Below are 25,286 nucleotides of genomic sequence, written 5' to 3' on the forward strand. Positions count from 1 at the left end.
CCCATCAAAAGGAAATTGCCATGTATCCGTTTTTTCGCCTAACCAAAACAATCGTCAAAAGCTCGCTCAATCTTAAGCAAGGCAAAACCCTAAGCCTGACCGATACCAGCGAATATCATTTCACCGCCAATGTGAATGACATTGACAATTTTCTTGAGATGAATAATGGGCGGATTTTTACGCTGTTTGATTTGGGTCGGACGGATTTTGCCATTCGTTCAGGTCTTGGGGCAAAGCTCATCAAGAACCGTTGGGGGCTGGTGGTGGCAGGCAGTACCATTCAGTATCGTAAGCGAATTCGTGCTTTTGATCGGGTGACGATGAAAACTCGCATCTGTGCGGTAGATGAGCGCTGGTTTTATATTGAGCAGACCATGTGGGTCAAGGGTAAATGCACTTGCCACGCTCTACTTCGTACGGCGGTTACCAATTTTAAATCTGGCAAAGCCCTACCCACCCAAGAAGTCTTGGACAGCTTAGGGTATACCGACATCCACCTACCTCCTGATGAATGGGTGCAGGCGTGGATTCAAACAGACAAGCTGCGTCCTTATCCGAGCGAATAACCAAACCAAATGATTAAAACCCCAAGTTTTCGCTTGGGGTTTTGCAACACTTACAAGCAAAAATCATGCCATGAAAACATCGCCATCATCGCATCTGTTTGCATCATTTGCTTTATGATACTTTTAAGTAAATATGACACTTGGGGCATTTCCGAAGGTCTGTGCATTTATCAAGACAGCTCCGTGGGTGTCATCCTAATGCTCACTGGCGTTTTGTTTTTAATCAACTGTTTGCCAATTTTAACAAACAAAAACAGGCTTGCTCACGCCATATTAATGTCAATTTCAATCGGTTTTTTCACATACTACCACCCTATTGTACATTACCATTTGGTCGGCTTGCTATTAAATCATACCAGTATTCAAGCAGAGCAACTTGGTCAAGCTGCGATGTGTGAATTACAAAGAATGAATGATCAAATTTTTATTGATCAGCAAAAAAATAAAGCTTACTAACTAAACATAAAAATAAAAAATGAATTTATTTATTTTAAAAATAATACTTATCATTTTGCCTCATTTATGCTTTAATATATCATTTTTTTGTAAAGGTGGTATTTTCCACCATCAGAGCATGTCGCTCATTTCACTTGAAACTCGAGAAGTTATCATGACCACAACGACTACTGCACCAGAATTTGTCCGTCATCAAGCCCTGATTAACTGGGTGAATGACATCGCCAAATTAACTAAGCCTGCCAACATTGAATGGTGCGATGGCTCAGAAGAAGAATACGATCGCCTGATCAATCTAATGATTGACAACGGCACCATGATCAAACTCAATCAAGAAAAACATCCAGATTCTTATCTAGCGTTCTCAGACCCATCAGATGTGGCTCGTGTCGAAGACCGTACTTTCATCTGCTCTGAACAAGAGATCGACGCAGGTGCAACCAACAACTGGAAAGCACCAGACGAGATGCGTGCCATCTTAAATGAAAAATTTGATGGCTGCATGGCAGGTCGCACCATGTATGTCGTGCCATTTAGCATGGGTCCATTAGGCAGCCACATTGCGCACATCGGTGTTGAAATCACCGACAGCCCTTATGTGGTTGTCAGCATGCGCAAAATGGCTCGCATGGGTAAGGCAGTCTATGATGTGCTAGGCACAGATGGTGAATTTGTGCCGTGCGTGCATTCTGTGGGTGCGCCACTTGCCGAAGGTCAGTCTGATGTGGCATGGCCATGCAATGATGACAAATATATTGTCCACTTCCCAGAGACTCGTGAAATCTGGTCATACGGCTCAGGCTACGGTGGTAACGCCCTACTTGGTAAAAAATGCCTAGCACTGCGCATCGCATCTGTGATGGGTCGTGAGCAAGGCTGGCTTGCTGAGCATATGCTTATCCTAGGCGTCACCAACCCACAAGGCAAAAAGCACTACATCGCTGCTGCCTTCCCATCAGCGTGTGGCAAAACCAACTTCGCCATGCTCATTCCGCCAGCAGGCTATGAAGGCTGGAAAGTAGAAACCGTGGGCGATGACATCGCTTGGATCAAGCCATCAGCAGATGGTAAGCTATACGCCATCAACCCTGAGGCTGGTTTCTTTGGTGTAGCCCCTGGCACCAACACCAAAACCAACTCAAACTGCATGAGCACCCTAGGCTCAGATGTCATCTACACCAATGTCGCCGTGACCGAAGATGGCGAGGTATGGTGGGAAGGCAAAACCAAAGAAACTCCAGAAAATCTTATCAACTGGAAGCGTCAAAAACACGACGGTTCAGAAAAAGCTTCACACGCCAACGCTCGCTTTACCGTATCAGCTGCTCAATGCCCGTCTATCGATCCACAATGGGAAAACCCAGAAGGTGTGCCGATCTCAGCATTCATCTTTGGTGGTCGCCGTGCTGACACCGTACCATTGGTTTCAGAGGCTTTTGATTGGGTGGATGGCGTGTATAAAGCTGCTACGATGGGCTCTGAGACGACTGCCGCTGCTACTGGCGCACAAGGCGTGGTACGCCGTGATCCGTTCGCCATGCTGCCTTTCGCTGGCTACAACATGGCAGACTACTTCACCAACTGGCTAGAAATGGGCGAAAAACTAGAAAAGCTCACCGCCGAACACGGCACTAAGATGCCAAAAATGTTCAAGGTGAACTGGTTCCGCCGTGATGAAAATGGCGACTTCGTATGGCCAGGCTTTGGTCAAAACATGCGTGTACTTGAATGGATCATCAACCGCTGCGATGGCACAGCCAATGCGGTTCACACACCGATCGGATTGGTACCGACCTATGATGACATCAACTGGGCGGAGTCTGATTTTAGCAAGCAGCAGTTTGATCTGGTGACCAGCCAAGACAAAGACGCTTGGGTGAAAGAGCTGAACGACCATAAAGATTTGTTTGAAAAATTGGGCGAGCGCATGCCACAAGCTTTGGTGGATCATCAAGCCACCCTACTTAACAATGTCATGGCTGGCTAATTCGTTCATTCACAAAAAACGCTCTGACCACTCAGGGCGTTTTTATTTATCCATGACAATTAACCTAGCATACACCCATCTCCAATCATGTTTGAACTGACCTTTTTAGGCACATCAAGTGGCGTGCCGACCAAGCAGCGAAATGTCTCCGCCCTTGCCGTCTCACTATTGGGCGAGCAAGGCAGTGCTGGCAAAAACAGCCCGTGGATTTTGGTGGACTGCGGAGAAGCCACTCAGCATCAGCTACTGCACACCAAACTCAAACCCAGCACCCTAAAAGCGGTGTTGATCACGCACACGCACGGCGATCACTGTTATGGGCTGGCAGGACTGCTTGCCTCCCTATCCATGCACGGTCGCACCGAACCTTTGACCATCATCGCACCACAGGCGATCCAGACCATTTTGGATTTACTCATTCCCTTGACTGAGTTGCACCTAAATTATCCGCTTGATTTTGTGGCGATTGAGTCGCTTGGCGATGATGGGCATACGCTCAATTTGGCAGCTCACTGGCAGCTCAATATCCAAACCATACCTTTAAGCCATCGCTGTGCAAGTTTTGGGTTTTTGCTGAGCCAAACCCTGCAAAAGCACAAACTTAATATTGAAAATTTACAAAAATTTAGCATACCCAATCAAGCATGGAGCGACATCATACGCACCACCGATGAGCAGATGGATTTTGCCGATTTGGGCAGTTATCCGCTATCATCTTTGCGGCACACCGTCCAAAAACACCAAAAAATCGTCATCGCAGGCGATAATGATACGCCAGAGCTGCTCGCTCACGCGGTGCAAGGGGCGGCAGCATTGGTGCATGAGGCGACCTATACTGATGAGATTCGCCAAAAGATTCTGGACAAAGGCATCATCAATCCTAAGCACAGCAGTGCTTTGCAGGTGGCAACTTTTGCCCAAAAGATGAGTATGCCGATGTTGATTTTGACGCATTTTAGTGCCAGATTTGCCCTATTTGACGACCCTGACAGCTCCACGCCCAATATGGGGCATATCCGCCGTGAAGTGCGGTCGGTTTATGATGGACGACTGGTGCTGGCGACGGATTTTTTGACCGTAAAAGTTTGAAAAATTAAAAATTCCACTTCGTTGAAGCGAGATTTTTTGGCAGTTTGTTTTTTAATTATAGCTAACGAATGGTAAAATTACCACAGAATGATGTGATGTCGTAGGTTGGGCTCTGCTTGCGCAAACCCAATAAATTCAATAGGTTGCGATAACAATGTTGGGTTACGCTGTCGCTAACCCAACCTACAAAAGTTGTATTACTTCATCAGTTCGGTAGGTATAAACTTCCCAATCAACGAACCACCCATACCGTCTTGGTTTGGCAATATTGCTCCAAGGCTTCAAGCCCGTTATCTCGTCCGCCAAAGCCCGACTGCTTGTAGCCCCCAAATGGCGTGGTGATGTCGCCTTCACTAAAGCCATTGATAGAAACCGTGCCTGCCTTGATGGCGTTGGCGACTTTTAAGGCACGACCCAGATTTTGGGTATAAAAAGACGCCGCCAAGCCATAATCGCTGTCGTTGGCAAGGGCGATGGCATCGTTGTCAACATCAAAAGTCGTAACCGCCAGCACAGGTCCAAAGACTTCTTGCTTAAACAAAGTCATCTGTGAATCCACTTCATCAAAAATGGTCGGCTCAACATACCAGCCGCTGCCAATATTGACCGAATGACCGCCCGTGATGAGCTTCGCCCCTTCGTTTTGGGCAGTTTTGATATGATTCATCACTTTATCAAAATGAGCTTGCTCAATCATCGGACCTAGGCTGACATTTTCATCTCGTGGATCGCCCAATTGCCACGCACCCAGTTTTTCGGTCAATTTGGCTAACAATTCGGCTTTTTTGCTGTGATGAACGAGCAGACGAGAACCGCAGCTACAATTTTCGCTCATATTCCAAAACGCTGCCGCCAGCATATTGTCAATGGCATCATCGTCCAAAATCGCATCATCAAAGACAATTTGCGGACTTTTGCCACCAAGCTCCAAGACGATTTCTTTTAGGTTGCTTTGGGCAGAATATTGCAAAAACAGCCGCCCAACTTCGGTTGAACCTGTAAAAGACACCACATCAATGTCAGGGTGTAGACCGATGGCTTGTCCGACCGTCTCGCCACGACCGCAGACCATTTGCAAAGCGGCTTTTGGCACACCTGCTTGATAGGCAAGCTCAATCATGCGATATGCCGACAGCGAAGTCAGTTCGGCAGGCTTGACGATGACGCTGTTACCCATGATTAAGGCAGGGGCGACTTTCCAAGCGAACATCTGGGCAGGGAAATTCCACGGCAGCACCGCACCGACCACGCCAATCGGCTCTTTGACCACCCAAGAAAAAGCGTCCGTGCCCGTGGGGGCGACTTTGCCAAATACCTTATCCACACTCTCAGCATACCAATTAAAAGTCTCAATGGTCGCTGGTAAATCCGTGTTCAAGCACTCGCTGATGGGCTTGCCTGCGTCAATGCAGTCTAGTGCCGAAAGTTCATCTTTGTGTGCTTCAAGCAGTCTTGCCCACGCTTGCATGATGCGTTTGCGTTCAGCGGGGTGCTTGTCTTTCCATTCGCCAGATTCAAAGCACTCACGAGCCGCCTTGACAGCGACATCCACATCATCCGCCGTGCCGTCTGCAATTTGTCCAATGACGCTGTTGTCAATCGGCGTGGTATTATCTACGGTCTTGGCAGGCTTGCCGCCAACGATTAAATTACCTGCAAATAATTTGCCTTGTTTGGCAAGCTCAAAAACTTGCTGAACGCTTAATGGCGATGAGTTGGCTGTGGTCATAAAAATTCCTTTTGCTGATGGGTAAAGTGGTTGAATTTAGCGATTATAACACTTTGCCCAAGACAGCTGTTTTCCCAAAACAGAATAAAATTATGCAAAAGATGAAAAATCCTTAACCACCAAAAATCAGCCATAAAAAAGACGGCTTATCAACCGTCTTTTGTTTGGTAAAATCAGCAGCCCATCAAGCAAAAAATTCATCATCAAATGCCATGATACTGCTCGAGCCTGCCTGTGCCATGTCAGCATGGGCGTATAATTTTGGCAAAATGCGTGCGGCAAAATAATCCGCCAATTTTAATCGCTCTTCATAAAACTCGCCCGTTTTGCCTCCACTTGCCTGCACGATGAGCAGATACATATAAGCATAGCACAGATAGCCCACCGCTTGCAGGTAATCTACGGCAGATGCATTGATGGCGTGCTGATCTGTCTTGGCAACTTGCAATAAATGCTCGCTCAGCGTGCGAATGCGGGCAGCCGCTTTTAGCACAGCGTCTTTAATCGCATGATTTATTGTGCTGTCTTGGCACAGATTTTCCATTTCATCAAGCAAAGCAAACAGTGCCGCACCGCCATCTTTGACGACCTTACGACCCAATAAATCCAGTGCCTGAATGCCGTTGGTGCCTTCATAAATCTGGCTAATGCGAGTATCACGGACAATTTGTTCCATACCCCACTCACGAATGTAGCCATGTCCGCCAAACACCTGCTGACAATCTACCGCCGCATTAAACGCCATGTCGGTCAAAAACGCCTTGGTAATCGGTGTTAAAAGCGCCACTTTTGCTTGGGCGGTCTTTTTGGCAGTGTCGTCATCGCTGAATTTGGCGACATCTAGCTCACGAGCCACATACATGGCAAAGGTGCGAGACGCTACGCTGTTGGTTTTAGCATTTAAAAGCATACGACGCACATCGCCAAAACCAATGATGGGGTCGGCGGCTTTCTCGGGATTTTTCACACCTGCATCATTGCGACCTTGCAAGCGATCTTGAGCATAGTTGCAGGCATTTTGATAAGCCAGTACACTCGCCCCCAAGCCCTGTAAACCCATCGTTACTCGCTCATAGTTCATCATGACAAACATCGTGGCAAGACCAGTATTTTCCGCCCCCACCATATAGCCTTTGGCATTGTCAAAATTCATCACACAAGTTGCCGATGCTTTAATACCCATCTTGTGTTCAATAGAGCCTGCCGACACACTGTTACGCTCGCCCAACGAGCCATCAGCATTGACCAAAAACTTCGGCACGATGAACAAGGATATGCCCTTAGAGCCTGCTGGTGCGTTCGGCGTCTTGGCAAGCACCAAATGGACGATATTCTCCGCCAAATCATGCTCGCCGCCTGTGATGAAAATCTTCGTACCAGTAATGCTGTACGAGCCGTCATCATTTGGCACGGCGCGAGTCTTAATAATCCCCAAATCCGTGCCTGAGTGAGCTTCGGTCAGACACATCGTCCCAGACCACTCGCCTGTGTAGAGCTTGGGCAGATAAGTCTCTTTTTGCTCTTGGCTGCCACCTGCCAGCAGGCAAAGGCTCGCCCCCACGGTCAAATTTGGATACAACGCAAACGACTGATTCGCCGAAAACATCATCTCTTCGGTCAGCATGGTCACCATCTTTGGCATGCCCTGACCGCCAAATTCGCTCGCCCCACCCAGACCAATCCAGCCCATCTCGCTATATGCTTGAAAGGCCTCTTGAAAACCTGTCGGGGTCGCCACCTTACCATCGCCAAGATATTTCGCCCCTTCTTCATCGCCAGATTGATTGAGTGGCAACAGCACATCACGGCTAAATTTTGCCATCTCTTCTAAAATCATATCGACGGTTTCGCTGTCCATGTGCGAAAGATTGGGTGTGTTTTGCCAAAATTGTGGGGCTTTAAACACTTCGTTGAGCGTAAAACGCATTTCATTAAGCGGTGCGGTATAAGTCAATGTCATGATAAGTTCCTTTTAATAAGTAAATTTAATAAATGAATTTAGCAAACCATTAAAATGCAAATTGTTCAATGTCCATCGCCATTAAGGTCTCATGGCTGGCATTGATGCGTGCGACATGAACGGCATGGCGTGGCATGAGCTTGGCAAAATAAAACTGTGCAGTCTTAACTTTGGCATCATAAAAACCATATTCGCCATGCAAAGATTTGTCCGTATCAAGGCTTTGGTTCATCTCATCAAGGCGAGCGTACGCAACCACTGCCATTCTCGCCCACAGATAGCCTAAGGTTACATAGCCACTAAAGAACAGATAATCCACCGCTGCCGCACCCACCGCGTCTAGGTTTTGCGTGCCTTGCATACCGATGCGAGCGGTCAAATCGCCCCACTGTTTGTTGAGCTTGGCAAGGGTGCTGATCATCTGCCCCATGCGGTCGTCATCTTTGTGTTCTTGGCAGAATTTATGGATGATTTTGGTGAAGTTGGCAAGCATTTTACCTTGCGAGCCCAACACTTTTCTTGCCAACAAATCCAGCGACTGAATCTCGGTCGTCCCTTCATACAGGCAGGCAATGCGAGTGTCTCGGACATTTTGTTCCATGCCCCATTCGCTGATAAAACCATGACCGCCATAGACTTGCACGCCCATATTGGCAGCCTCATAGCCTGTCTCGGTCAAAAACGCTTTGGCAATCGGTGTCAATAGCGACAGCATTTCATCGGCAAATTTCGCCTCTACGCCATCACCTTTTGCCACGATGTCGGCAAACTGCGACAAATAATACACCAAAGCACGACCACCTTCGCTAAACGCCTTTTGGGTCAAAAGCATGTTGCGAACCGCTGGATGGTGGATGATGCTGTCGGCAGGCTTATTAGGCTCTTTAACGCCAGAAATGGCACGCATGGCGGTGCGGTCTTTGGCGTATTTTAATGAACCTTGGAAGGCAAATTCAGACGCCGCCAAGCCTTGAATTGCCGTACCGATACGAGCGACATTCATGAAAGTAAACATACAGTTTAGACCACGGTTTTTCGGTCCAATCAAATAGCCTGTCGCCCCATCAAAATTCATCACACAAGTTGCCGATGCCTTGATGCCCATCTTGTGTTCAATAGAACCGCAGACCACACCATTACGCTCTCCCAACGAGCCATCTGCATTGACGATAAATTTCGGCACGATGAACAAAGATATGCCTCTTGTGCCAGCAGGTGCATCAGGCAGGCGTGCCAGCACGATATGAATGATGTTTTCGGTCAAATCATGCTCGCCTGCACTGATGAAAATCTTTTGCCCTGTGATGCTGTACGATCCGTCATCATTTGGCACGGCACGAGTCTTAATAATGCCAAGGTCTGAGCCTGCATGAGCCTCGGTCAGGCACATCGTCCCAGACCAAAGCCCTGTGTTCATCTTTTCAAGATAAGTGGCTTTTTGTTCGTCTGTACCGTGATGCTCGATGGTTTGGATTGCGCCGTGCGACAAACCTGGATACATGGCAAACGACCAGTTCGCCGTCCCCATGATTTCGCTGACTGCGCTAGACATGGAAGTCGGCAGACCCAGACCGCCATATTCAGGCTCGGCGTTTAAGGACGCAAAGCCAAGTTCACAATACTGCTCATACGCCTCTTTAAAGCCTGTGGGCGTGCTGACCTGCCCATCATCAAAGCGACAGCCCTCCAAGTCGCCTGTGCGGTTTAATGGCGACAACACCGACTGAGCAAAATCCGCCGCTGCCTCTAAGTAGCTGTTAATCGTCTCGGTATCCAACTCACGATACTCTGCCATCTTGGCATAATGTGATTGGCTGTCCAATAGCTCGTGCATGACAAATTGCATGTCTCTAAGTGGTGCGGTGTATTGCATAATGCTCTCCATGATGAAATTATGGTTGAATGTGCATTAAAAAAACGATGTGTTGAAACGATGCGTTAAAATTATCGTTAAAATTATAAAAAAACATTCAATCAAAAGATATGCCAAATTTAAAACAAAGCGCATTTGCCTGCAATATTTTCATGAGACTGAGCAGTCATTTTAAGCGCTTGATAAGTCAATAATTTGACAAAATCTCCGCACGCCCACTTCATTGATTGAGAAATTTGTCAAATCATGCTTTAATAAGCATTTTTAGCCAAAAGACATGCCATGCCCATCATCACTTCTGCCACCTTTAAAGACACGCCCACCGATTTTATCGTTCGTGAAAATTTAGACCTTGACTTTGACGGACAAGGCGAACATCTTTGGTTATATATTGAAAAAATAGGCATGAACACGGCATTTGTGGCACGCTTGCTTGCTGAATGGGCAGAAATTGGCGTGCGTGATGTTGGTTACTCTGGCTTAAAAGACCGCCATGCCCAGACTTTTCAATGGTTCAGCTTACGCCTACCTAATAAGACCGCTCCACAGATGGCGTTTGCCAAATTTGTGGCGGACAAGCTCCACACCAACGAAAGCATCGCCATCTTAGATGAGCATTGGCATGGCAGAAAATTGGGGCGTGGCACGCACAAATCCAACCACTTTACCATCACCCTTCGCCATGTCATCGGCGACAAGACCGCCATTGATGAGAAGCTGACGCACATTCAGCAAGCTGGCGTACCCAATTATTTTGGTGAACAGCGATTTGGCAACGATGGCAATAACCTTGCCAAAGCCCAGTCGTTTTTTGAAAAGCTGCTCGCCAGCCCAAAACCTTACAAACCCCTAAAAAAAGACCTAGAACGACACAGCCTGCTCATCTCGTCCGCTCGCAGTCATTTGTTTAATGAAATATTGGCACTGCGTGTGGCGGACGGCACTTGGGATCAGGCGGTGGCAGGCGATGTGTTCAATCTTGATGGCACAGGCTCTATTTTTACCGCAGACATTGACGAGACGATCACAGCTCGCCTAGCTAAGCATGACATTCACCCGACCATCGCTTTATATGGCACAGGTGATAATAAAGCCAGTCAATCCGCCCTCGCCCTTGAAAACAGCGTCTTTGATGACAACAAAAATGCCACGCTGATTAAGGGCTTACAAAAAGTCAATGCCAAAATGCTCAGAAGAGCCACACGGCTGATGGTGCGTGATTTGTCTTGGCAATGGAAAGATGATGTACTGACATTATCCTTTGCTCTACCCAAGGGGACTTTTGCCACTGTGGTGCTGGGCGCTCTGATAGCACGCCTAGATGAGCCGTCTTATGCGGAGCGCTCGCACAAGTCATGAGCAGCTGACCAACTTGCAAGCCCTCTTATGCCTGATGTTTGGTTTTGCTTACCAAATGCCTACTTTTCATTAACATAAACTTGGTATAATGTGCGACCAAATCCGCAGCAGCTGTGCAGTCGTCTCATATTTTGCACAGTGTTTCATGCTTTAAGCCCATCAATAGCTATTTAAATCAAGCAAGTCTTTTAATTTACCATGATCAGCCAAACTAAGCTTTACGCCGCCCTAGTCGCCTTCCCTGCCATCACTTTGACCATGAATGCTCACGCCATCGACATTCAAGATGGCAAAGCCCTGACCGTCAGCACGCAAACCAACGCCACCCCTGCCGCCAAGCCTTCAAGCGCTGATGCTGCCTTGGTGTCAGATGCTGCAGATGACGCCAATGCCTTAGAGCCTCGCACCAATGCCGCAGAGCCGCCCTCTATAGAGCCCAAGTCGCCTGTCTGCTCACCTGTGGCATTGGCGGTGGGCATTGAGCATTTTTCTTATGATGAGGCTTTCGCCGAGGATTTGGTGTGGAGTGGCTACGGCGACAAAAGGCATGAAAACAAGCTCATCCATAAAGATGTCAAGCAGCCTTTGCAGGATTTGGTAAAGGCTGCTGCCAAGGACAAAGTGGCGCTCTATCCTAGCTCTATGTTTCGCTCGGTGCGTGCCCAAGATGCCATCGTCAAGCGTAAGGTGCGCCAAAAACAGTCGCCAAAGACCATCTATCACACTTCATCGCCAGCAGGATTTTCTGAGCATCATACAGGCTATGCGGTAGATTTTGCGCCGATCAATGCCAATTTTGCCAAAACCAAGGGCTATCAATGGCTTGTCAATAATGCCGAAAAATACGGCTGGCAACAGACCTTTACGCCAGAATTTTCGGCACAAACAGGTGTGTCAGAGGAATCTTGGCATTGGCGCTATGTGGGCGATGAGCGAGGACAGGCGCTATTTGCACCACGCAGCTGTCAGACGGAGGAAGTCTTGGAGTCGGAGTTAAGTGATTGATTGGGAATGGCTTATCTTCCATTAAGGGAATTTACTGACTTAATTGATTTAAAATCTCGCAGGTTAAGTTTGGGCGATAGCAATAGCCAACAAATTCAATGAGTTATACCATAAATGCTGGGTTATGCTATCGCTAAATTAGTCTACAGTGATAAGTGAGCCTGCAGACTAAACAACTCTCACAAAACTTGGTTTTTCAACATTCGGCATATTATCATAAGCTTTTAACAAAATCTGTTCAGGACTTAGTGGAGTATGATAATTTCCATACACAACTTTTAACCAAATGGCAGCACGGTTATGTTGACCATAGCCCAACCAAGTACTTTCAAGATGTTTGATAAGTAATTTTTTACCAAGCTCAAGCATGGTTGCATCATCATATTGTGGGTTTATTTTATTTTGACAAACTAAATAGCCATATTCTCTTGGTGTGATGGTTTTTCTATTAATACTAATATTTTTATTGCCATAATATCGTTCAAACTCATCAATCCCTGCCTGATAGACTTGGGATTGGATACATAGCCCCATATAGTCATCCAAACAATAAGTTTTAAGCTGGTTTTTTTGGCACCATAGTTCATCCACATAATAATCTGCATACCATCGTCTAGCTTGCTCCCAGTCAGTTAAACTATCTGTGCCAGTATGTAGCCATTTGGCTAGGGCAAGGCTTTCATACATGCAGTGTTGTCGAAATGCCATGCTCATCATTTTAAGCGTTTCTTTGTTGTCAATGGCTTCTTGTAGCCATGCGATACGACTGGGTAAAATGACTTCTGTTTCTTGTTTAAGACCTACCATCCAATGAGAAATCATCATGTTAATACTAGCTTCGGACATTGCCCCCATATTAAGATTTGGGTCGTATTCCATATTGACTAAAAAGTCAATCATTGCATTTTGTCTTTTAAGTATTGGGTTAAATAGCATTTTTTACCTCTTGTAATCTATGACGCTATTACGAGCATTGCCAGCCCCAACTCGGTAGGTTGGGTTGAGCTTGCGAAACCCAACAAATTCAATGAGTTACACCATAAATGCTGGGTTACGCTGTCGCTAACCCAGCCTACGAGCTGACCTAATTGATTTAAAATCTCGCAGGTTAAGTTTGGGTGATAGCAATAGCCAACAAATTCAATGAGTTACATCATAAATGCTGGGTTATGCTATCGCTAACCTAAGCTTACGAGATAAGGACTAGCTAATAAATACCGTTTCATCAAAAAAAGTTTTTCTAAAGCCAAAACCTTTTAACCCTGCATCAACTATTCGCTGTTTAAATTGTTCTGTGACATAAATGATTGCTGGGTTATCAGGCAGGACAAACATTAAATTATCACCAATTTCCTCTTCTCTAAAAACCCACTCTCTAATCAAATCAAAATAACCACATCTCTCATCATCTTCAAACTCATTGATTGAGCCAACAGATTGCTCACGGTCGATACAGTCAATCACGGTATGAACCACCACCATATAATAGGGTTCGCTAGGTTTGTCTTCTAAGATGACAGGATATAAGGTGGCGTGTTTATCCCAAATGTCCGATAGAGCATCTACTGCTTTTTGACTGATTATGACCTGACTGGCTGATTGAATGCAATCAGCGACAATGCCTGGTTTTTTACGATTGCCAAGATACTGCTTTAAAACTGGTGTTTGCCACTCTTTTAATGATGGCAAGGGCTTGCCAAGTACAGGACTATACCAAGTAACCGCTGCATCATCCTCTTCTGTTTTTCCTATATACCCTGCATAATTCGAACTCGAATTTAACCATAGATAAATCATAATGATACTCCTATCGTGTTGATCGAATATTTAAGGGGGTGAATTTGTTTTCTAATAACTTATCCCGGATCATTTGCAATTTGGCAATTGCTTGTCTTTGTTTAAGCTCACCCCACTCATTTCCAATTTCTAAGCACAAAAAAGCCCAAAACTGGGCTTTTATCACGCCTGCAAGCGAATGACCGCCCCATCAGCCAGCCGATACGCCACCAGCTCACCGCCCCACACACAGCCACCGTCCAGCGATCGCACCTGCTCGCTTGCCACTTTTGCTTGTAATGCCGCCCAATGCCCAAATAAAATTCGTCTTTGCCTTGGTACTTCCCACAAAAACCACGGACGAAATCCCTTTGGCATTTCATCCAGCAGACTTTCTTTAAAACTAAATTCTAGCACGCCATTTTTATCGCACAGACGCATTCTGGTCAGGTAGTTGGCGATGAGTCGTAGGCGTTTTGCACCGCTAAGATCTGCACGCCATTCTTCGGTTTTTTTGTTGTACAGCTTGGGCAGTAATTTATCCAGACTTGCCAAATCCGCACTCAGCGCCGTCTGTAATTCTTGGGCGTATTGATGCGCCTCATCAATCGACCAATTTGGCGGAATGCCTGCGTGCGTCAAAACCGTCCGCTCATCAGGAAACACAAGCAGTGGCTGAACACGAAGCCAGTTTAGCAATTCATCACAATCAGGGGCATCAAAAATGGGCAAAGTCTTATCCTTGGGCTTTGGTGGCATGATACCACGCCACACCGCAATCAGCGTGATGTCGTGATTGCCAAGCACGGTGGTCAAAGCCCCCAAATCAGACAGTCGCTTGACTTCTCGCAAAGTCGCCAAAGAATCCTCGCCACGAGCCACGATGTCGCCAGCCAGCCAGATTTTGTCCTTAGTTTCATCAAAATCCAGCTCATCCAGCAGGCGAGAAAATGCCCCAAAGCACCCTTGCAAATCGCCAATCACATATTGATGGCGATAGGTTTTTTGTGTATCTGTATTCATTTTGAGTGATTAAATCATCGTTTGGAAAAATTGGGCAATTAGCCATTGACCTTGTCAAACGCCACATCAGACAGCCTGACAAAATCCGCCACCGACAGCGTCTCTGGGCGTGCCTGCGGATTGATGTGGGCTTTGGCAAAATCGTCATCATCAAGGCTTGGCAAGATACTCACGCTTTTAAAAATCGCTCGCAAAGTTTTGCGTCTGTGGTTAAAAGTCTCACGCACGATGGTCGCAAACAGCGTCTCGTCTTTAGCGGTGATGGGTTTTTGCTGATAAGGAGTCAGGCGAAACACCGCAGAAGTTACTTTTGGTGGTGGATTGAACGCCCCTTTTGGTACGGTCAAAAGATAATCCGCCATGCAATAATACTGCATGATGACCGACAATCGCCCGTATTCTTTGGTGCTAGGCTCGGCGGTAATCCGATCCACCACTTCCTTTTGCAGCATAAAATGCATATCAATAATGACATCGCTAAATTCAAGCAAGCGAAACAAAATCGGCGTCGAAATGTTATAAGGCAAATTACCCACCACACGAAACGCCCCTTTGCCAATCTGCGTGGCAAGCGCCCGATAATCAATGTGCATGGCGTTGTCGTTGATGATGGTAAAATCAGGGTGGCTGTTCGCACCGATGTTGATTTTAAGCTGACTTGCCAAATCACGGTCAAGCTCAACGACCGTCATGCCATCTACTTCCGCCAACAAAGGCTCGGTCAATGCCCCAAGCCCCGGTCCAATTTCCAATAAATTGTCGCCACGAGACAGGCGAACAGAATCAACAATCTGACGAATGACGCTGGTGTCATGCAGAAAGTTTTGCCCAAAGCGTTTTCTTGGGGCGTGGCGTGCTTCTTGGGGGGATTTTGGAATGTGTCGCATGATTTTTTAATGATAATGAATGAAAAATAACGCTCAATCATACCATGATTTGTGTCATTTTGCCATGAAAACCGATGGAAAGTAGGCTTATGCCAACCGAATGGAGCAAACGGTATGATTTTTATCGCTTTGCAGGTTGGGGTGGGATTTGCCCGCCGTTTATGACATAAGTATTTGAATTTATTTTATTTTTTATCTTTGGTGGATAATGGCTTAAAAATTGATGATGAAGCACGCCATCATACACTTAGATGGTCATACAAAATGGTCGCTCCAATGCCAAACAGCACCAAACCACCCACAAACATGGCAATCTTACCAAATTTAAGCCCCAAGCGATTGCCCAAATACAGCCCCAAAGTCGCCATCACTGTGGTCGCAAGCCCAATCAAAAACGCCGCCAGATAAATATTGACTTCCAAAAATGCCAGCGACACGCCCACCACCAACGAATCAATGCTCGTGGCAATGGCGGTAATGATCATCAAACCCAGTCCGCCTGCGTCCGTATCGCCATCGGTCTCCACGCCGTCAGCAGACAGCGACTCACGGATAAAACGAATCGCCAAAAATGACAACAGCACAAACGCCACCCAATGATCCATCTGCGACAGCCAATCATTCACCGCATTGCCAAGTAGCCAGCCAACAATCGGAGCAACCCCTTCAATCACACCAAAGATTAAGCCTGCCTGAAACGCCTTGCTCAGACTGGCTTGTTTTTGGGTTGCCCCTTTGGCGATGGCACTGGCAAATGCGTCCATTGACATGCCAAAAGACAGGGCGACCAAAGAAACGATACTCATAAATTGGCTCTTAATGGGTTTAAATTAGTGTAGGATTATTTTGCCAGTTTAATATGCTGATACCAAACAAATTGATCAAGTAATACAATTTTATAGCTACCGCAGCCCACCGTTTAAGGTTTTATACTCTTTTAACAAAGTTGATTAAAAGAATAAACTTGGTTAAAAGCGGTTTTTTAATTCACGCAAAGTGGCAAACACCGTCGCAGGCGAGCAATCCGCCAACTGACCAATGTCGGCAACACGGCTGGCTGTCTTTGGGTGATTGACTTGCAAAAACACATTGATTTGTCGCTCTTTTTCAAGCGTGGTTGGTAGCGAGCTTTTTCCATTGGCAAGTCGCTGAGTCGTCTGATCAATGGCTTGCTCAATCGCCCCTTTAAACCCATCGGCACACACCGACAGCCCAAATTTAAGATTGCCCAGCGTATATTCATGGGCAGGATAAAACAGCGTCTGAGCAGGCAAAGTATCAAACCGCATCATACTCTCATAAAGCTCATTCATCGTGCCAGTAAAAACACGCCCACAGCCGCCGCTAAACAGCGTATCGCCACAAAAAATGTGCGTACGCCCATCAAAATCGCACAAATACGACAAATGCGTGTCCGTATGCCCTGCCGTCCGCCACACTTTAAAGTCCAGCCCCATCAAGGCAAAGTCATCGCCTTCATCTACGCAACTGTCCGCCTGCACGCCATGCAAGCGATGAGCGATGATCTGCATGGCAGGATAAGCTGCCTTAATGTCTGCCACGCCGCCTGTGTGATCATCATGATGATGAGTGATGAGCATGGCGATGGGCGTCAGCTGATGTTCATTCAGATAATCCAGCACAGGCTCTGCTTCACCTGCATCAATAATGATCGCTTGATTGTCTTGGCTGATGACCCAAATATAATTATCTTCAAAGGCTTTGATGGCGTGAATGCTTGGCATAATCTCCCCAAACGCATGATTATTTTTATGAAAAACGCTATTGTAAAGGTTTGTTCATGCCTTAGCAAGCCCAAAAAACCATTCAATCAGTCATAAAAAACCACGCACAAAATAAGGATTTTGGCGTGGTTTGCTTTTATCAGCCGTGTTTTTGTTCAAAGGCTTTCATAAATTCGGTCAATGATTGCACTTGTTCTAGCGTGATGGCGTTATAAATGCTGGCACGCATACCGCCAACCACACGATGACCTTTTAGGTTGAGCAGTCCTGCTTTTTTGCTCTCATCCAAGAACAGCTTATCAAGCTCTGTATTTGCCAATTGGAATGGCACATTCATGATGGAGCGGTGTTTTGGATTGACCTTGTTGCTATAAAAATCACTCTCGTCAATCGTGCGGTATAGCAGTTCTGCTTTGGCTCGGTTGGTCTTAGCGATTGCTTCTACACCGCCATTATCCAGTAGCCATTCAAATACAAGTCCCGACAGATACCATGCATAAGTTGATGGCGTGTTAAGCATGCTGTCGTTTTCAAGCTGATTTTTGTAATTCATGATGTTTGGACACCATGCAGACGCCTGCTCTAACAAGTCCTTACGAATGATGACCAAAGTCAAGCCCGCAGGCCCGATGTTCTTTTGAGCACCTGCATAAATCACGCCAAAGTCATTGACATTGATAGGCTCAGACAAAATGCACGATGAAAAGTCCGCCACAATCGGTGCATTGACCTTTGGCGTTTCAAAAATCTGCACGCCGTGAATGGTCTCGTTTGGGCAATAGTGAAAATAGCTCGCCTGCTCGGATAATTGCCAAGTCTCCACAGCTGGCACATCCATACCATCGCCTGACGCCACCAGATTTACCCTGCCCAAGCCCAAGGCTTCATAACGCTTGGCTTCTTTGTAGGCTTTTTCTGACCAAGTGCCAGTCGTCAAATAGTCTGCCGTACCACCATTTAATAAATTCAAAGGAATGGCGGAAAATTGCAATGCCGCCCCACCCTGCAAAAACAGCACCGCATAGTCATCACCGATGTTCATCAGCTTGCGTAAATCCTGCTCCGCCTTCGTAGCGATTTCAATATAATCTGCACTGCGATGGCTGATTTCCATCACAGATGCCCCTGTGCCACGCCAGTTGAGCAGTTCGCTTTGGGCTTTTTCTAGGACGGCGGTCGGCATGGACGCAGGGCCTGCACAAAAGTTAGCAAGACGATTCATAATCATTCCTTTTGGTTTGGTGGTTAGAAAAATTGATAAACGATGGCGATATTGTAGCAGATTTTTGGTAAATTTGGTAAATTTGCTAAATTGACAACACACATCACTGACGACAAACGGACAATCTGCACGCCATTAACGACCGCCCTGCACAAATTGCCACACATGACCGCCCACCGCACGCCCCATCGCAAGGCACGCCGTTAAAAGATAACCGCCAGTCGGTGCGTCCCAGTCTAGCATCTCGCCTGCGATGAACAGGTATGGATTGCTTTTGGATTGCAATTTGTCATTGACCGCTGAGAATTTCACACCGCCACCTGTACTGATGGCTTCATCTATTGGACGAAAACCGTCAAATTCAATAGGTAATTTTTTAATAAAATCTGCCATTTTACAAAAATCCGACCAGTCGGTTTTATCGGTGCATTCTCTTAATAGGGCAATTTTTACTGCATCCAGTCCGATTTTTTTAAGACTGGTGTTGAGCGATTGTTTTTTGTTGCGGTTTAGGGCTTGGGTGATGTCATCTATGGATTTGGCAGGCAACAAATCCAAATAAAGACAAATCTTGCCATGATAATCAAGCGCATCTTTCATGGAGCGATTGAGCTTATAAATCAGCCCACTTTCCATGCCATAATGACTGATGACGATGTCGCCATGCACGCATTCTTGACCAACCGTTGCCGTTACTCGTTTTAAGGCTTGTCCAAAAATTGACTGCATGAATGGCGACCAAGTACGCACAACGCCAACATTACTGGCATACAATGGCGTTATTTCATCAACACCGAACCACGCCTGCCACGCCCCATCACAGCCCAAACGGCGATACGAACCACCGCCACACGCCAAAATGATGGCGGCAAACTTTTGGGAAAATTGCTCGGTCATGTCGCCATGCTTATCAAGCACCGCCAAGCTCAGCTCATTATCCACCACGCCCAGACAGCGATGGCGATAATAAAACTCTGTGCCCTGCTGTTCTAAGCGGTGTAGCCACGCTCGTAGCAGACCTGACGCTTTCATCTGCACAGGAAAAATCCGCCCAGACGAGCCAACATAGCTGTCAATGCCAAGACCATTCATCCATGCACGAATGTCTGCGGCACTAAATTGCCGCACAAACTCAGCAAGCGGATCGGTTGGCGTGTAGCGAGTGATGAAAGTCGGTAGCGGCTCATCGTGCGAGATGTTCAAGCCTGTTTTGCCCGCCATCAAAATCTTGCGTCCAGCGGTGGGCATTTGTTCATAGACTTGCACAGGCACGCCACGAGATGACAACACTTCTGCCGCCATCAAGCCTGCCGCCCCAGCACCGATGATGGCGACGGTTTTAGGCTTGGGTGTCGTCATGATCAAAACGAGTTTGGTAATAATTTGGCTTTAAAATCACCAGCTCTTGACACATCTCGCCACGAGCCAGATATTTGATCTCAAAATGCGTGCGTGCCGAGTCGCTGTCAATCTGCACTCGTTCATAAGGCAACAGCCACACCTCATCAAGCAGTTTTTGGGCTTCGTCAATGTACTCAGCGATGTTGCTGGCGATGGTGATGGTCGCCCCTGCTTTCATGCGAGAAATCAAAAACTCAAAAAACGGCATATTCAGCCAACGCTGATTCTTATTGGCAGGCTCTGGATTGGGATACAAAATAAACACGCCGTCCAAAGAGTTTGGGGCGATGTGATGAGCAGTATAAGCGATGGCGTCCGCTTGAATGGCGGTCAAATTGTCCAAATTTTCAGCGCCTGCAAGCTTGGCAAATGCGTCAAATTTTTCGCTGGTGCGTTCAATGGCGATGAGATGTTTGTCAGCATTTTCTTTGGCGAACAAGACAGCGTGCTTGCCTTTGCCTGCACCGATTTCCAAAAATAGCGGACGGTGCGTGCTGACGGTCGGTGCATTTTTTGGGGCAAGCAGTGCATCTTTACGAAAAATGCGTTCAAAATGATGGGATAAGTCTTGGGTGGGGAAATCTTGGGCTGATGAATGATTCATGGTAGGCTTATGAAGGTTTTGGTGAATGAAAAGTTTTATTATAGCAAATTCTTTACAAATTTTTGCAATAAAATCACGACTTTTTCTGCGCTAAAACTGACAAAAACCCGATGATGATTTATAATAACTGACTCATTTTAATGACAGATCAACATGACCGATTTTATCATCGCTTATACGGACGGCGCTTGCAAAGGTAATGGCAAAAAAGGCGCATCGGCAGGCGGTTTTGGTGCGCACATCATCTACCCAAATGGCGACATTTTGAACCTTTGGGGCGGCGAGAACGACACCACCAATAACCGCATGGAGCTGATGGGCGCCATCACCGCTTTACAGCGCACGCCTGCACACACACCCATTCAAATCTGGACAGACTCAGGCTATGTCAAAGACGGCATCACCAAGTGGATACACGGCTGGAAAAAAAACGGCTGGCGCAAGGCGGACAAAAAGCCTGTGCTAAATGCCGAGCTTTGGCAAGCTTTGGATCTTCTGACCCAAGGGCGCAGCATTGACTGGCAATGGGTGAAAGGTCATGCAGGACACGCAGGCAATGAAATGGCGGATAAGCTTGCCAATCAAGGCGTGCGTGGTAAGGGTGAGACCTTCATCGCAAAAAATCCCAACCAAAACCACAACCAAAACCACAATAACGATGGGCGGACACAGCCAGCTGACACATCGCCTTCTATGAGCCATCAACCACCCCAAAAGACCCAAAAAGCCATGACCGACTCGACTTTTGCCATCAGCCCAAACGACAATCAAAACCCCACTTATGACGGTAACACTCGCCGCATCAATCCAGACTTTTGGGCAATCTTGCCTAAGCCTGTCAATCGTGGTCGCCCAAACCGACAGCTCATCATGGATACAGAGACCACAGGCTTTGACGATCAAGGCGGCGACCGCATTGTCGAGGTGGGTATCGTTGAGATGGTCGGGCGACGCTTTACAGGCAATAAGCTGCATGTCTATATCAACCCTGAAAAGGTGATGGATGATGAGGTCATCCGAGTGCATGGCATCAGCAATGAGTTTTTGAGCGACAAGCCAAAGTTTGCCGAGGTGGCGGAGGCGGTTTATGAGTTCATGGTGGATAGTGAAATCATCGCTCACAACGCTTCGTTTGATATGCGCTTTTTGAACATGGAGTTTGCCAAGGCAGGCTTAGATGATTTTGCCGAGCGTGTGCAAGTCACCGACTCACTTGCCATCGCCAAAGAGCTGTATCCAGGGCAAAAAAACTCACTAGATGCGTTGGTACGCCGTCTGGATGTCGGCAAGCAAGACCGTACATTCCACGGGGCTTTGCTTGACTCAGAGATTTTGGCGGAGGTATATCTTGCCATGACGGGTGGTCAGATTGCCATGAATATGGATCACGCTGACGACCATGTTAGCGACACTTTGAGCGTGGGCGGCTTTGGCGGGCTTGCCGATCTGGCAGGATTATTAAAGACATCGGTCAGCGACAGCCATGCTGATCAGGCTTGGCGTGAGCAGGTGCTGTCATGAGCGTGCGTTATTTTGTGGTGGATAAAGACCATCTGCTTTGTGATGAGCATGGCACGCCTGCACTCTTGACGGGCGGTATGGTTGATGGCGCCATTTGTCTTGGCTTTGGTGAGGTGCATGATGAGACACCGACCACATCGCCACACAATGATTTTGCCATCGACAAATCCGACGCCATCAAAGCAGGACTCATCATCGCTTATGGCGATAAATACGACAGCACCACACTAAAATCGCTGTCATTTTTGCCTTATCGTCAAGTGATTGCTCATACAGATCTGAGCACTGCACACGCCATGAGCCGTGCTGTGCAGCTTGTGCTGTGGCGGCGAGATCATCGCTTTTGTTCTCGCTGCGGCGCTGCCACCACACCACACCGACATGAGCACGCCATGATGTGTGGTCATTGCCGTCATCGTGCTTATCCACGAGTACAGCCTTGCGTCATCGTCGCCATCACTCGCATTCACCCCACCACCCAAAAAAGGCAAATCCTGCTCGCCCTGCATCAGCGTCATAAAGACAGTGGTATGTATGGCTTGGTGGCAGGCTTTGTTGAGGCAGGCGAGTCGCTCGAGAGCGCTGTGCATCGTGAGGTGGCAGAAGAAGTGGGGCTTGGCGTGACCAACTTACGCTATGCAGGCTCTCAGCCTTGGCCTTATCCCACCAATCTCATGCTTGGTTTTATCGCCGATTATCAAAGCGGGGAGATTGTCGTGCAAGAAAATGAGTTGGCGGAGGCTAAGTTTTTTGATGTCGATCAGCTCCCCCACATACCCAAGCCCAGCACCATCGCCCATGCACTCATTGAGCAGGTCGTCAGCCTGCCTGTGAGCAATTAACCTTTGAATATATTAAAATTTAAAAAAGCCCAAGCCATGACCACCGCCAGACTTGACCACCTTCCTGTATTATTTAGCCCCTTGCAGTTGGAGGGGCTGCCACAGCCTGCACGCATTCAAATCGCTCAGATTGACGAGGTCTTGCCGCAAACTCAGTGCGGACTTTGCGGACATCATGACGGCTGTCTGCCATACGCACACGGCATTGTCATGAATGGCGAGCCACCAAATCTGTGCGTCCCTGGTGGGCAGGCGGTTACCGACCAGATCACAAGCCTTCTAAACACTCCCCATCATACAGCCGCACCCAGCAAATGGCGCACCGACAGCGCCACTTTGCGCCCCATCGAGGCGCGTGCCGTCATCCGTGAGGACGATTGCATTGGCTGCACCAAGTGCATTCCTGCCTGCCCTGTTGATGCCATCATCGGCACCGCCAAGCACATGCACAGCATCATCAGCGAGCTATGTACAGGCTGCGAGCTGTGCCTTGCGCCCTGCCCTGTGGACTGCATTGATCTGGTGGCGCATCCACGAGTGCTGAGCGATGCCGAGCGCCAGACAACCCAAAACCACCTACGGCGCCGCTATCATCAGCATCTCAACCGTGTTGAAAGCAGCATCAAACAAGGCGCAAAACCTGTCGTCAGCACGGTCGAGTCTGCGATGGCAAATGTCATCACCCAAGAGACTGTCATCAGCATCGATGAGCAGGCTGCCAAAAATGCCATCGCTGCCGCCAAGCTTCGCACCCAAATCAAAAAACTCAATAAACAGCTGTCTGTCCGAGATGATGATAATGTCCGTGCTAAGTTATTACAGCTTAGCACGCAATTACAAGCGCTAGAAAGCCATCAAAAATCCCTAAAGTAAAACCCTTAAAATGACAGAAAAACCCTAAAATCACCCAAGATTTTTAGTGACATCACAAAGAAAGAACCATCATGAGCCAAACAGCCCACGAACACGCCGATCTCATCAGACGACTTGAAGAAAGCCACTTCATATTTCCTCAGGCGCCCAAGCTCATCACCGATGCCGTCAAAGCTGAGCCTTTATCGCCGATGGATAAGATTATGCTGCGTGCGCACAAAATCGACAGCAACGGCAAAATCAAAGACGCCCTACTCACCGCCAAATCTTATCACAAAGGCTCGATACGCTTGATTTATGCAGGCTATTTTTTGTTTGGTTTGGTTGGGGTGTTGGCGCTTCTTAGCACGCAGATGGTGAATTTCTTTTATGTACTGGTGGCACTTTTGGGGTGGCATACCGTATCGCTTTTATGGTGGCTGATTGGGCTTTTTCGTCAAGATTCTTTGTCGTTTTTTGGCAGTATTTTTGAAGGCATCGCCGTCAAAAAGCCGCTCGTGCATCGGCTCATCGGTGCAGGGGATGATGCCGCCTTACAGCACGCGCTAAGTTTACAGCAAGACATTCATCGCCCTATCAAACGCTGGCATCTAAACAAGATCATGCATGGCGCCTGGCTGTCATCACTTTTGGGTACTTTGCTTGCGCTTTTGGGGTTGTTTTTATTTCGCCGTTATGATTTTGCTTGGGAATCCACCCTGCTTACAGACGCACATTTTTTAAATCTCATGCAAATTTTTGGCGCCCTGCCCCATGCACTGGGCTTTGATTTGCCAAACCGTGAACTGCCCATCAGCGTCCAAAATGCACGATTTGCATGGCTCATCATGCTGTCTGTGACCCTTTATGGGCTGCTACCCAGACTTTTGGCTTTTGTGGTTTGCGCGTTGAAATCTAAGACGACATTCTCCATTGACCCAAAACAGCCGTATTATGCCAATTTGATTCGTCAGTTTAGCCAAAGCATCATCGACCAAGACGACTACACGCCAAGCACAAAGCCTGCGCCGTCTTTTGACATCACTGGCAAATCCTTTGTTTCAGCGGCATTAGAACGCCCTGTGCAGCTTGACTTGGGCGCATTGAATGTCGTGCATGACTTTGGTGTGGTCGATGATAAAGCAAGTCTTGACAAGCTCATCCACACCGCCAAAGCCGCAGACGCCATGATCTGCCTGATGGTCGATGTGCATATTTTACCCGACCGTGGCGTGATGCGCAAAGTGGCAAATCTTGCTCATGCAGGCATGGTGGTAAGACTTGCTCACGCTGATGGCGCTCAAAATGATCACAGACTGCTTTGGCAAAGCAAGCTTGATGAGCTTGGCGTCATGGTGATTTAAATCGTGCGTTTTAAATGCAGGCTAA

The 25,286-nt window shown here is 47.4% G+C and carries 22 protein-coding genes; 10 read left to right on the plus strand and 12 right to left on the minus strand.

Translation table 11 applies throughout. From position 1 onward, the window contains the following. Positions 1-20 precede the first annotated feature (20 nt). From LU290_RS05670 to LU290_RS05685, 4 genes are all read left to right on the plus strand, one after another. The gene (locus tag LU290_RS05670; RefSeq protein WP_277807649.1) at positions 21-566 is read left to right on the plus strand and encodes an acyl-CoA thioesterase; all 546 of its coding nucleotides are present in this window, start codon (positions 21-23) and stop codon (positions 564-566) included. Between the two features lie 9 nt (positions 567-575). Next, positions 576-1,022 (plus strand): hypothetical protein, encoded by a 447-nt coding sequence (locus LU290_RS05675; RefSeq protein WP_277807650.1) that lies wholly within the window; start codon positions 576-578, stop codon positions 1,020-1,022. Between the two features lie 154 nt (positions 1,023-1,176). Then, positions 1,177-3,009: a phosphoenolpyruvate carboxykinase (GTP) gene (locus LU290_RS05680; protein ID WP_277807651.1), complete on the plus strand. Its 1,833-nt coding sequence runs from the start codon at positions 1,177-1,179 to the stop codon at positions 3,007-3,009. A gap of 87 nt (positions 3,010-3,096) precedes the next feature. Next, the gene (locus LU290_RS05685; RefSeq protein ID WP_277807652.1) at positions 3,097-4,098 is read left to right on the plus strand and encodes a ribonuclease Z; all 1,002 of its coding nucleotides are present in this window, start codon (positions 3,097-3,099) and stop codon (positions 4,096-4,098) included. Positions 4,099-4,330: 232 nt separating this feature from the next. Here the strand turns inward: LU290_RS05685 and LU290_RS05690 are convergent, their stop codons facing one another. From LU290_RS05690 to LU290_RS05700, 3 genes are all read right to left on the minus strand, one after another. Further along, entirely contained in the window at positions 4,331-5,827 is a 1,497-nt protein-coding gene (locus LU290_RS05690) for an aldehyde dehydrogenase (RefSeq protein WP_277807653.1), read from the minus strand. Between the two features lie 184 nt (positions 5,828-6,011). After that, positions 6,012-7,787, minus strand: coding sequence for an acyl-CoA dehydrogenase C-terminal domain-containing protein (locus LU290_RS05695; RefSeq protein WP_277807654.1), 1,776 nt, complete (start codon positions 7,785-7,787; stop codon positions 6,012-6,014). Between the two features lie 49 nt (positions 7,788-7,836). Continuing rightward, positions 7,837-9,660: an acyl-CoA dehydrogenase C-terminal domain-containing protein gene (locus LU290_RS05700; RefSeq protein WP_277807655.1), complete on the minus strand. Its 1,824-nt coding sequence runs from the start codon at positions 9,658-9,660 to the stop codon at positions 7,837-7,839. A 282-nt stretch (positions 9,661-9,942) separates the two neighbouring features. Between LU290_RS05700 and truD the strand changes: the two genes are divergently transcribed. Continuing rightward, a complete protein-coding gene (gene truD / locus LU290_RS05705; RefSeq protein ID WP_277807656.1) occupies positions 9,943-11,019 on the plus strand; it encodes a tRNA pseudouridine(13) synthase TruD in 1,077 nt (358 codons plus the stop codon). Positions 11,020-11,217: 198 nt separating this feature from the next. Next, positions 11,218-12,024, plus strand: coding sequence for a M15 family metallopeptidase (locus LU290_RS05710; RefSeq protein ID WP_277807657.1), 807 nt, complete (start codon positions 11,218-11,220; stop codon positions 12,022-12,024). A 168-nt stretch (positions 12,025-12,192) separates the two neighbouring features. On the opposite strand, the gene LU290_RS05715 is transcribed toward LU290_RS05710, so the two are convergent. The 9 genes from LU290_RS05715 to LU290_RS05755 all read right to left on the minus strand — a co-directional run bounded on the left by LU290_RS05715 (position 12,193) and on the right by LU290_RS05755 (position 20,682). Next, positions 12,193-12,960: a hypothetical protein gene (locus LU290_RS05715; protein ID WP_277807658.1), complete on the minus strand. Its 768-nt coding sequence runs from the start codon at positions 12,958-12,960 to the stop codon at positions 12,193-12,195. Between the two features lie 267 nt (positions 12,961-13,227). Continuing rightward, positions 13,228-13,821, minus strand: a complete 594-nt coding sequence (locus LU290_RS05720; protein WP_277807659.1) for an imm11 family protein — start codon at positions 13,819-13,821, stop codon at positions 13,228-13,230. A 162-nt stretch (positions 13,822-13,983) separates the two neighbouring features. After that, complete coding sequence (locus tag LU290_RS05725; RefSeq protein WP_277807660.1) at positions 13,984-14,823, minus strand: symmetrical bis(5'-nucleosyl)-tetraphosphatase; 840 nt, start codon at positions 14,821-14,823, stop codon at positions 13,984-13,986. Positions 14,824-14,861: 38 nt separating this feature from the next. After that, positions 14,862-15,710: a 16S rRNA (adenine(1518)-N(6)/adenine(1519)-N(6))-dimethyltransferase RsmA gene (gene rsmA / locus LU290_RS05730; RefSeq protein WP_277807661.1), complete on the minus strand. Its 849-nt coding sequence runs from the start codon at positions 15,708-15,710 to the stop codon at positions 14,862-14,864. 239 nt (positions 15,711-15,949) lie between these two features. After that, positions 15,950-16,516, minus strand: coding sequence for a manganese efflux pump MntP (locus LU290_RS05735; protein WP_277807662.1), 567 nt, complete (start codon positions 16,514-16,516; stop codon positions 15,950-15,952). A gap of 162 nt (positions 16,517-16,678) precedes the next feature. Next, positions 16,679-17,455: a hydroxyacylglutathione hydrolase gene (gene gloB / locus LU290_RS05740; RefSeq protein ID WP_277807663.1), complete on the minus strand. Its 777-nt coding sequence runs from the start codon at positions 17,453-17,455 to the stop codon at positions 16,679-16,681. 139 nt (positions 17,456-17,594) lie between these two features. Next, a complete protein-coding gene (serC, locus tag LU290_RS05745; protein ID WP_277807664.1) occupies positions 17,595-18,677 on the minus strand; it encodes a 3-phosphoserine/phosphohydroxythreonine transaminase in 1,083 nt (360 codons plus the stop codon). A gap of 135 nt (positions 18,678-18,812) precedes the next feature. Next, positions 18,813-20,036 (minus strand): TIGR03862 family flavoprotein, encoded by a 1,224-nt coding sequence (locus tag LU290_RS05750; RefSeq protein ID WP_277807665.1) that lies wholly within the window; start codon positions 20,034-20,036, stop codon positions 18,813-18,815. Then, entirely contained in the window at positions 20,017-20,682 is a 666-nt protein-coding gene (locus LU290_RS05755) for a class I SAM-dependent methyltransferase (RefSeq protein WP_277807666.1), read from the minus strand. Before LU290_RS05755 ends, LU290_RS05750 begins: the two co-directional genes overlap by 20 nt. Before the next feature lie 153 nt (positions 20,683-20,835). On the opposite strand from LU290_RS05755, the gene dnaQ reads away from it, so the two are divergent. The 4 genes from dnaQ to LU290_RS05775 all read left to right on the plus strand — a co-directional run bounded on the left by dnaQ (position 20,836) and on the right by LU290_RS05775 (position 25,261). After that, the gene (gene dnaQ / locus LU290_RS05760) at positions 20,836-22,203 is read left to right on the plus strand and encodes a DNA polymerase III subunit epsilon (RefSeq protein WP_277807667.1); all 1,368 of its coding nucleotides are present in this window, start codon (positions 20,836-20,838) and stop codon (positions 22,201-22,203) included. Further along, entirely contained in the window at positions 22,200-23,045 is an 846-nt protein-coding gene (gene nudC, locus LU290_RS05765; protein ID WP_277807668.1) for an NAD(+) diphosphatase, read from the plus strand. Before dnaQ ends, nudC begins: the two co-directional genes overlap by 4 nt. A 36-nt stretch (positions 23,046-23,081) precedes the next feature. Beyond that, positions 23,082-23,918 carry an RnfABCDGE type electron transport complex subunit B gene (locus LU290_RS05770; RefSeq protein ID WP_277807669.1) on the plus strand — a complete coding sequence of 279 codons (837 nt, stop codon included), beginning with the start codon at positions 23,082-23,084 and terminating at the stop codon, positions 23,916-23,918. A 71-nt stretch (positions 23,919-23,989) separates the two neighbouring features. Next, positions 23,990-25,261 (plus strand): DUF2868 domain-containing protein, encoded by a 1,272-nt coding sequence (locus LU290_RS05775; protein ID WP_277807670.1) that lies wholly within the window; start codon positions 23,990-23,992, stop codon positions 25,259-25,261. Positions 25,262-25,286 lie beyond the last annotated feature (25 nt).

This window comes from Moraxella nasibovis (assembly GCF_029581575.1).
Classification (GTDB): Bacteria; Pseudomonadota; Gammaproteobacteria; order Pseudomonadales; family Moraxellaceae; genus Moraxella; species Moraxella nasibovis.

Coding starts and splice junctions, on each gene's coding strand:
- LU290_RS05670 (WP_277807649.1), top strand. CDS start 21: ATGTATCCGTTTTTTCGCCTAACCAAAACAATCGTCAAAAGCTCGCTC.
- LU290_RS05675 (WP_277807650.1), top strand. CDS start 576: ATGATTAAAACCCCAAGTTTTCGCTTGGGGTTTTGCAACACTTACAAG.
- LU290_RS05680 (WP_277807651.1), top strand. CDS start 1,177: ATGACCACAACGACTACTGCACCAGAATTTGTCCGTCATCAAGCCCTG.
- LU290_RS05685 (WP_277807652.1), top strand. CDS start 3,097: ATGTTTGAACTGACCTTTTTAGGCACATCAAGTGGCGTGCCGACCAAG.
- LU290_RS05690 (WP_277807653.1), bottom strand. CDS start 5,827: ATGACCACAGCCAACTCATCGCCATTAAGCGTTCAGCAAGTTTTTGAG.
- LU290_RS05695 (WP_277807654.1), bottom strand. CDS start 7,787: ATGACATTGACTTATACCGCACCGCTTAATGAAATGCGTTTTACGCTC.
- LU290_RS05700 (WP_277807655.1), bottom strand. CDS start 9,660: ATGCAATACACCGCACCACTTAGAGACATGCAATTTGTCATGCACGAG.
- truD (WP_277807656.1), top strand. CDS start 9,943: ATGCCCATCATCACTTCTGCCACCTTTAAAGACACGCCCACCGATTTT.
- LU290_RS05710 (WP_277807657.1), top strand. CDS start 11,218: ATGATCAGCCAAACTAAGCTTTACGCCGCCCTAGTCGCCTTCCCTGCC.
- LU290_RS05715 (WP_277807658.1), bottom strand. CDS start 12,960: ATGCTATTTAACCCAATACTTAAAAGACAAAATGCAATGATTGACTTT.
- LU290_RS05720 (WP_277807659.1), bottom strand. CDS start 13,821: ATGATTTATCTATGGTTAAATTCGAGTTCGAATTATGCAGGGTATATA.
- LU290_RS05725 (WP_277807660.1), bottom strand. CDS start 14,823: ATGAATACAGATACACAAAAAACCTATCGCCATCAATATGTGATTGGC.
- rsmA (WP_277807661.1), bottom strand. CDS start 15,710: ATGCGACACATTCCAAAATCCCCCCAAGAAGCACGCCACGCCCCAAGA.
- LU290_RS05735 (WP_277807662.1), bottom strand. CDS start 16,516: ATGAGTATCGTTTCTTTGGTCGCCCTGTCTTTTGGCATGTCAATGGAC.
- gloB (WP_277807663.1), bottom strand. CDS start 17,455: ATGCCAAGCATTCACGCCATCAAAGCCTTTGAAGATAATTATATTTGG.
- serC (WP_277807664.1), bottom strand. CDS start 18,677: ATGAATCGTCTTGCTAACTTTTGTGCAGGCCCTGCGTCCATGCCGACC.
- LU290_RS05750 (WP_277807665.1), bottom strand. CDS start 20,036: ATGACGACACCCAAGCCTAAAACCGTCGCCATCATCGGTGCTGGGGCG.
- LU290_RS05755 (WP_277807666.1), bottom strand. CDS start 20,682: ATGAATCATTCATCAGCCCAAGATTTCCCCACCCAAGACTTATCCCAT.
- dnaQ (WP_277807667.1), top strand. CDS start 20,836: ATGACCGATTTTATCATCGCTTATACGGACGGCGCTTGCAAAGGTAAT.
- nudC (WP_277807668.1), top strand. CDS start 22,200: ATGAGCGTGCGTTATTTTGTGGTGGATAAAGACCATCTGCTTTGTGAT.
- LU290_RS05770 (WP_277807669.1), top strand. CDS start 23,082: ATGACCACCGCCAGACTTGACCACCTTCCTGTATTATTTAGCCCCTTG.
- LU290_RS05775 (WP_277807670.1), top strand. CDS start 23,990: ATGAGCCAAACAGCCCACGAACACGCCGATCTCATCAGACGACTTGAA.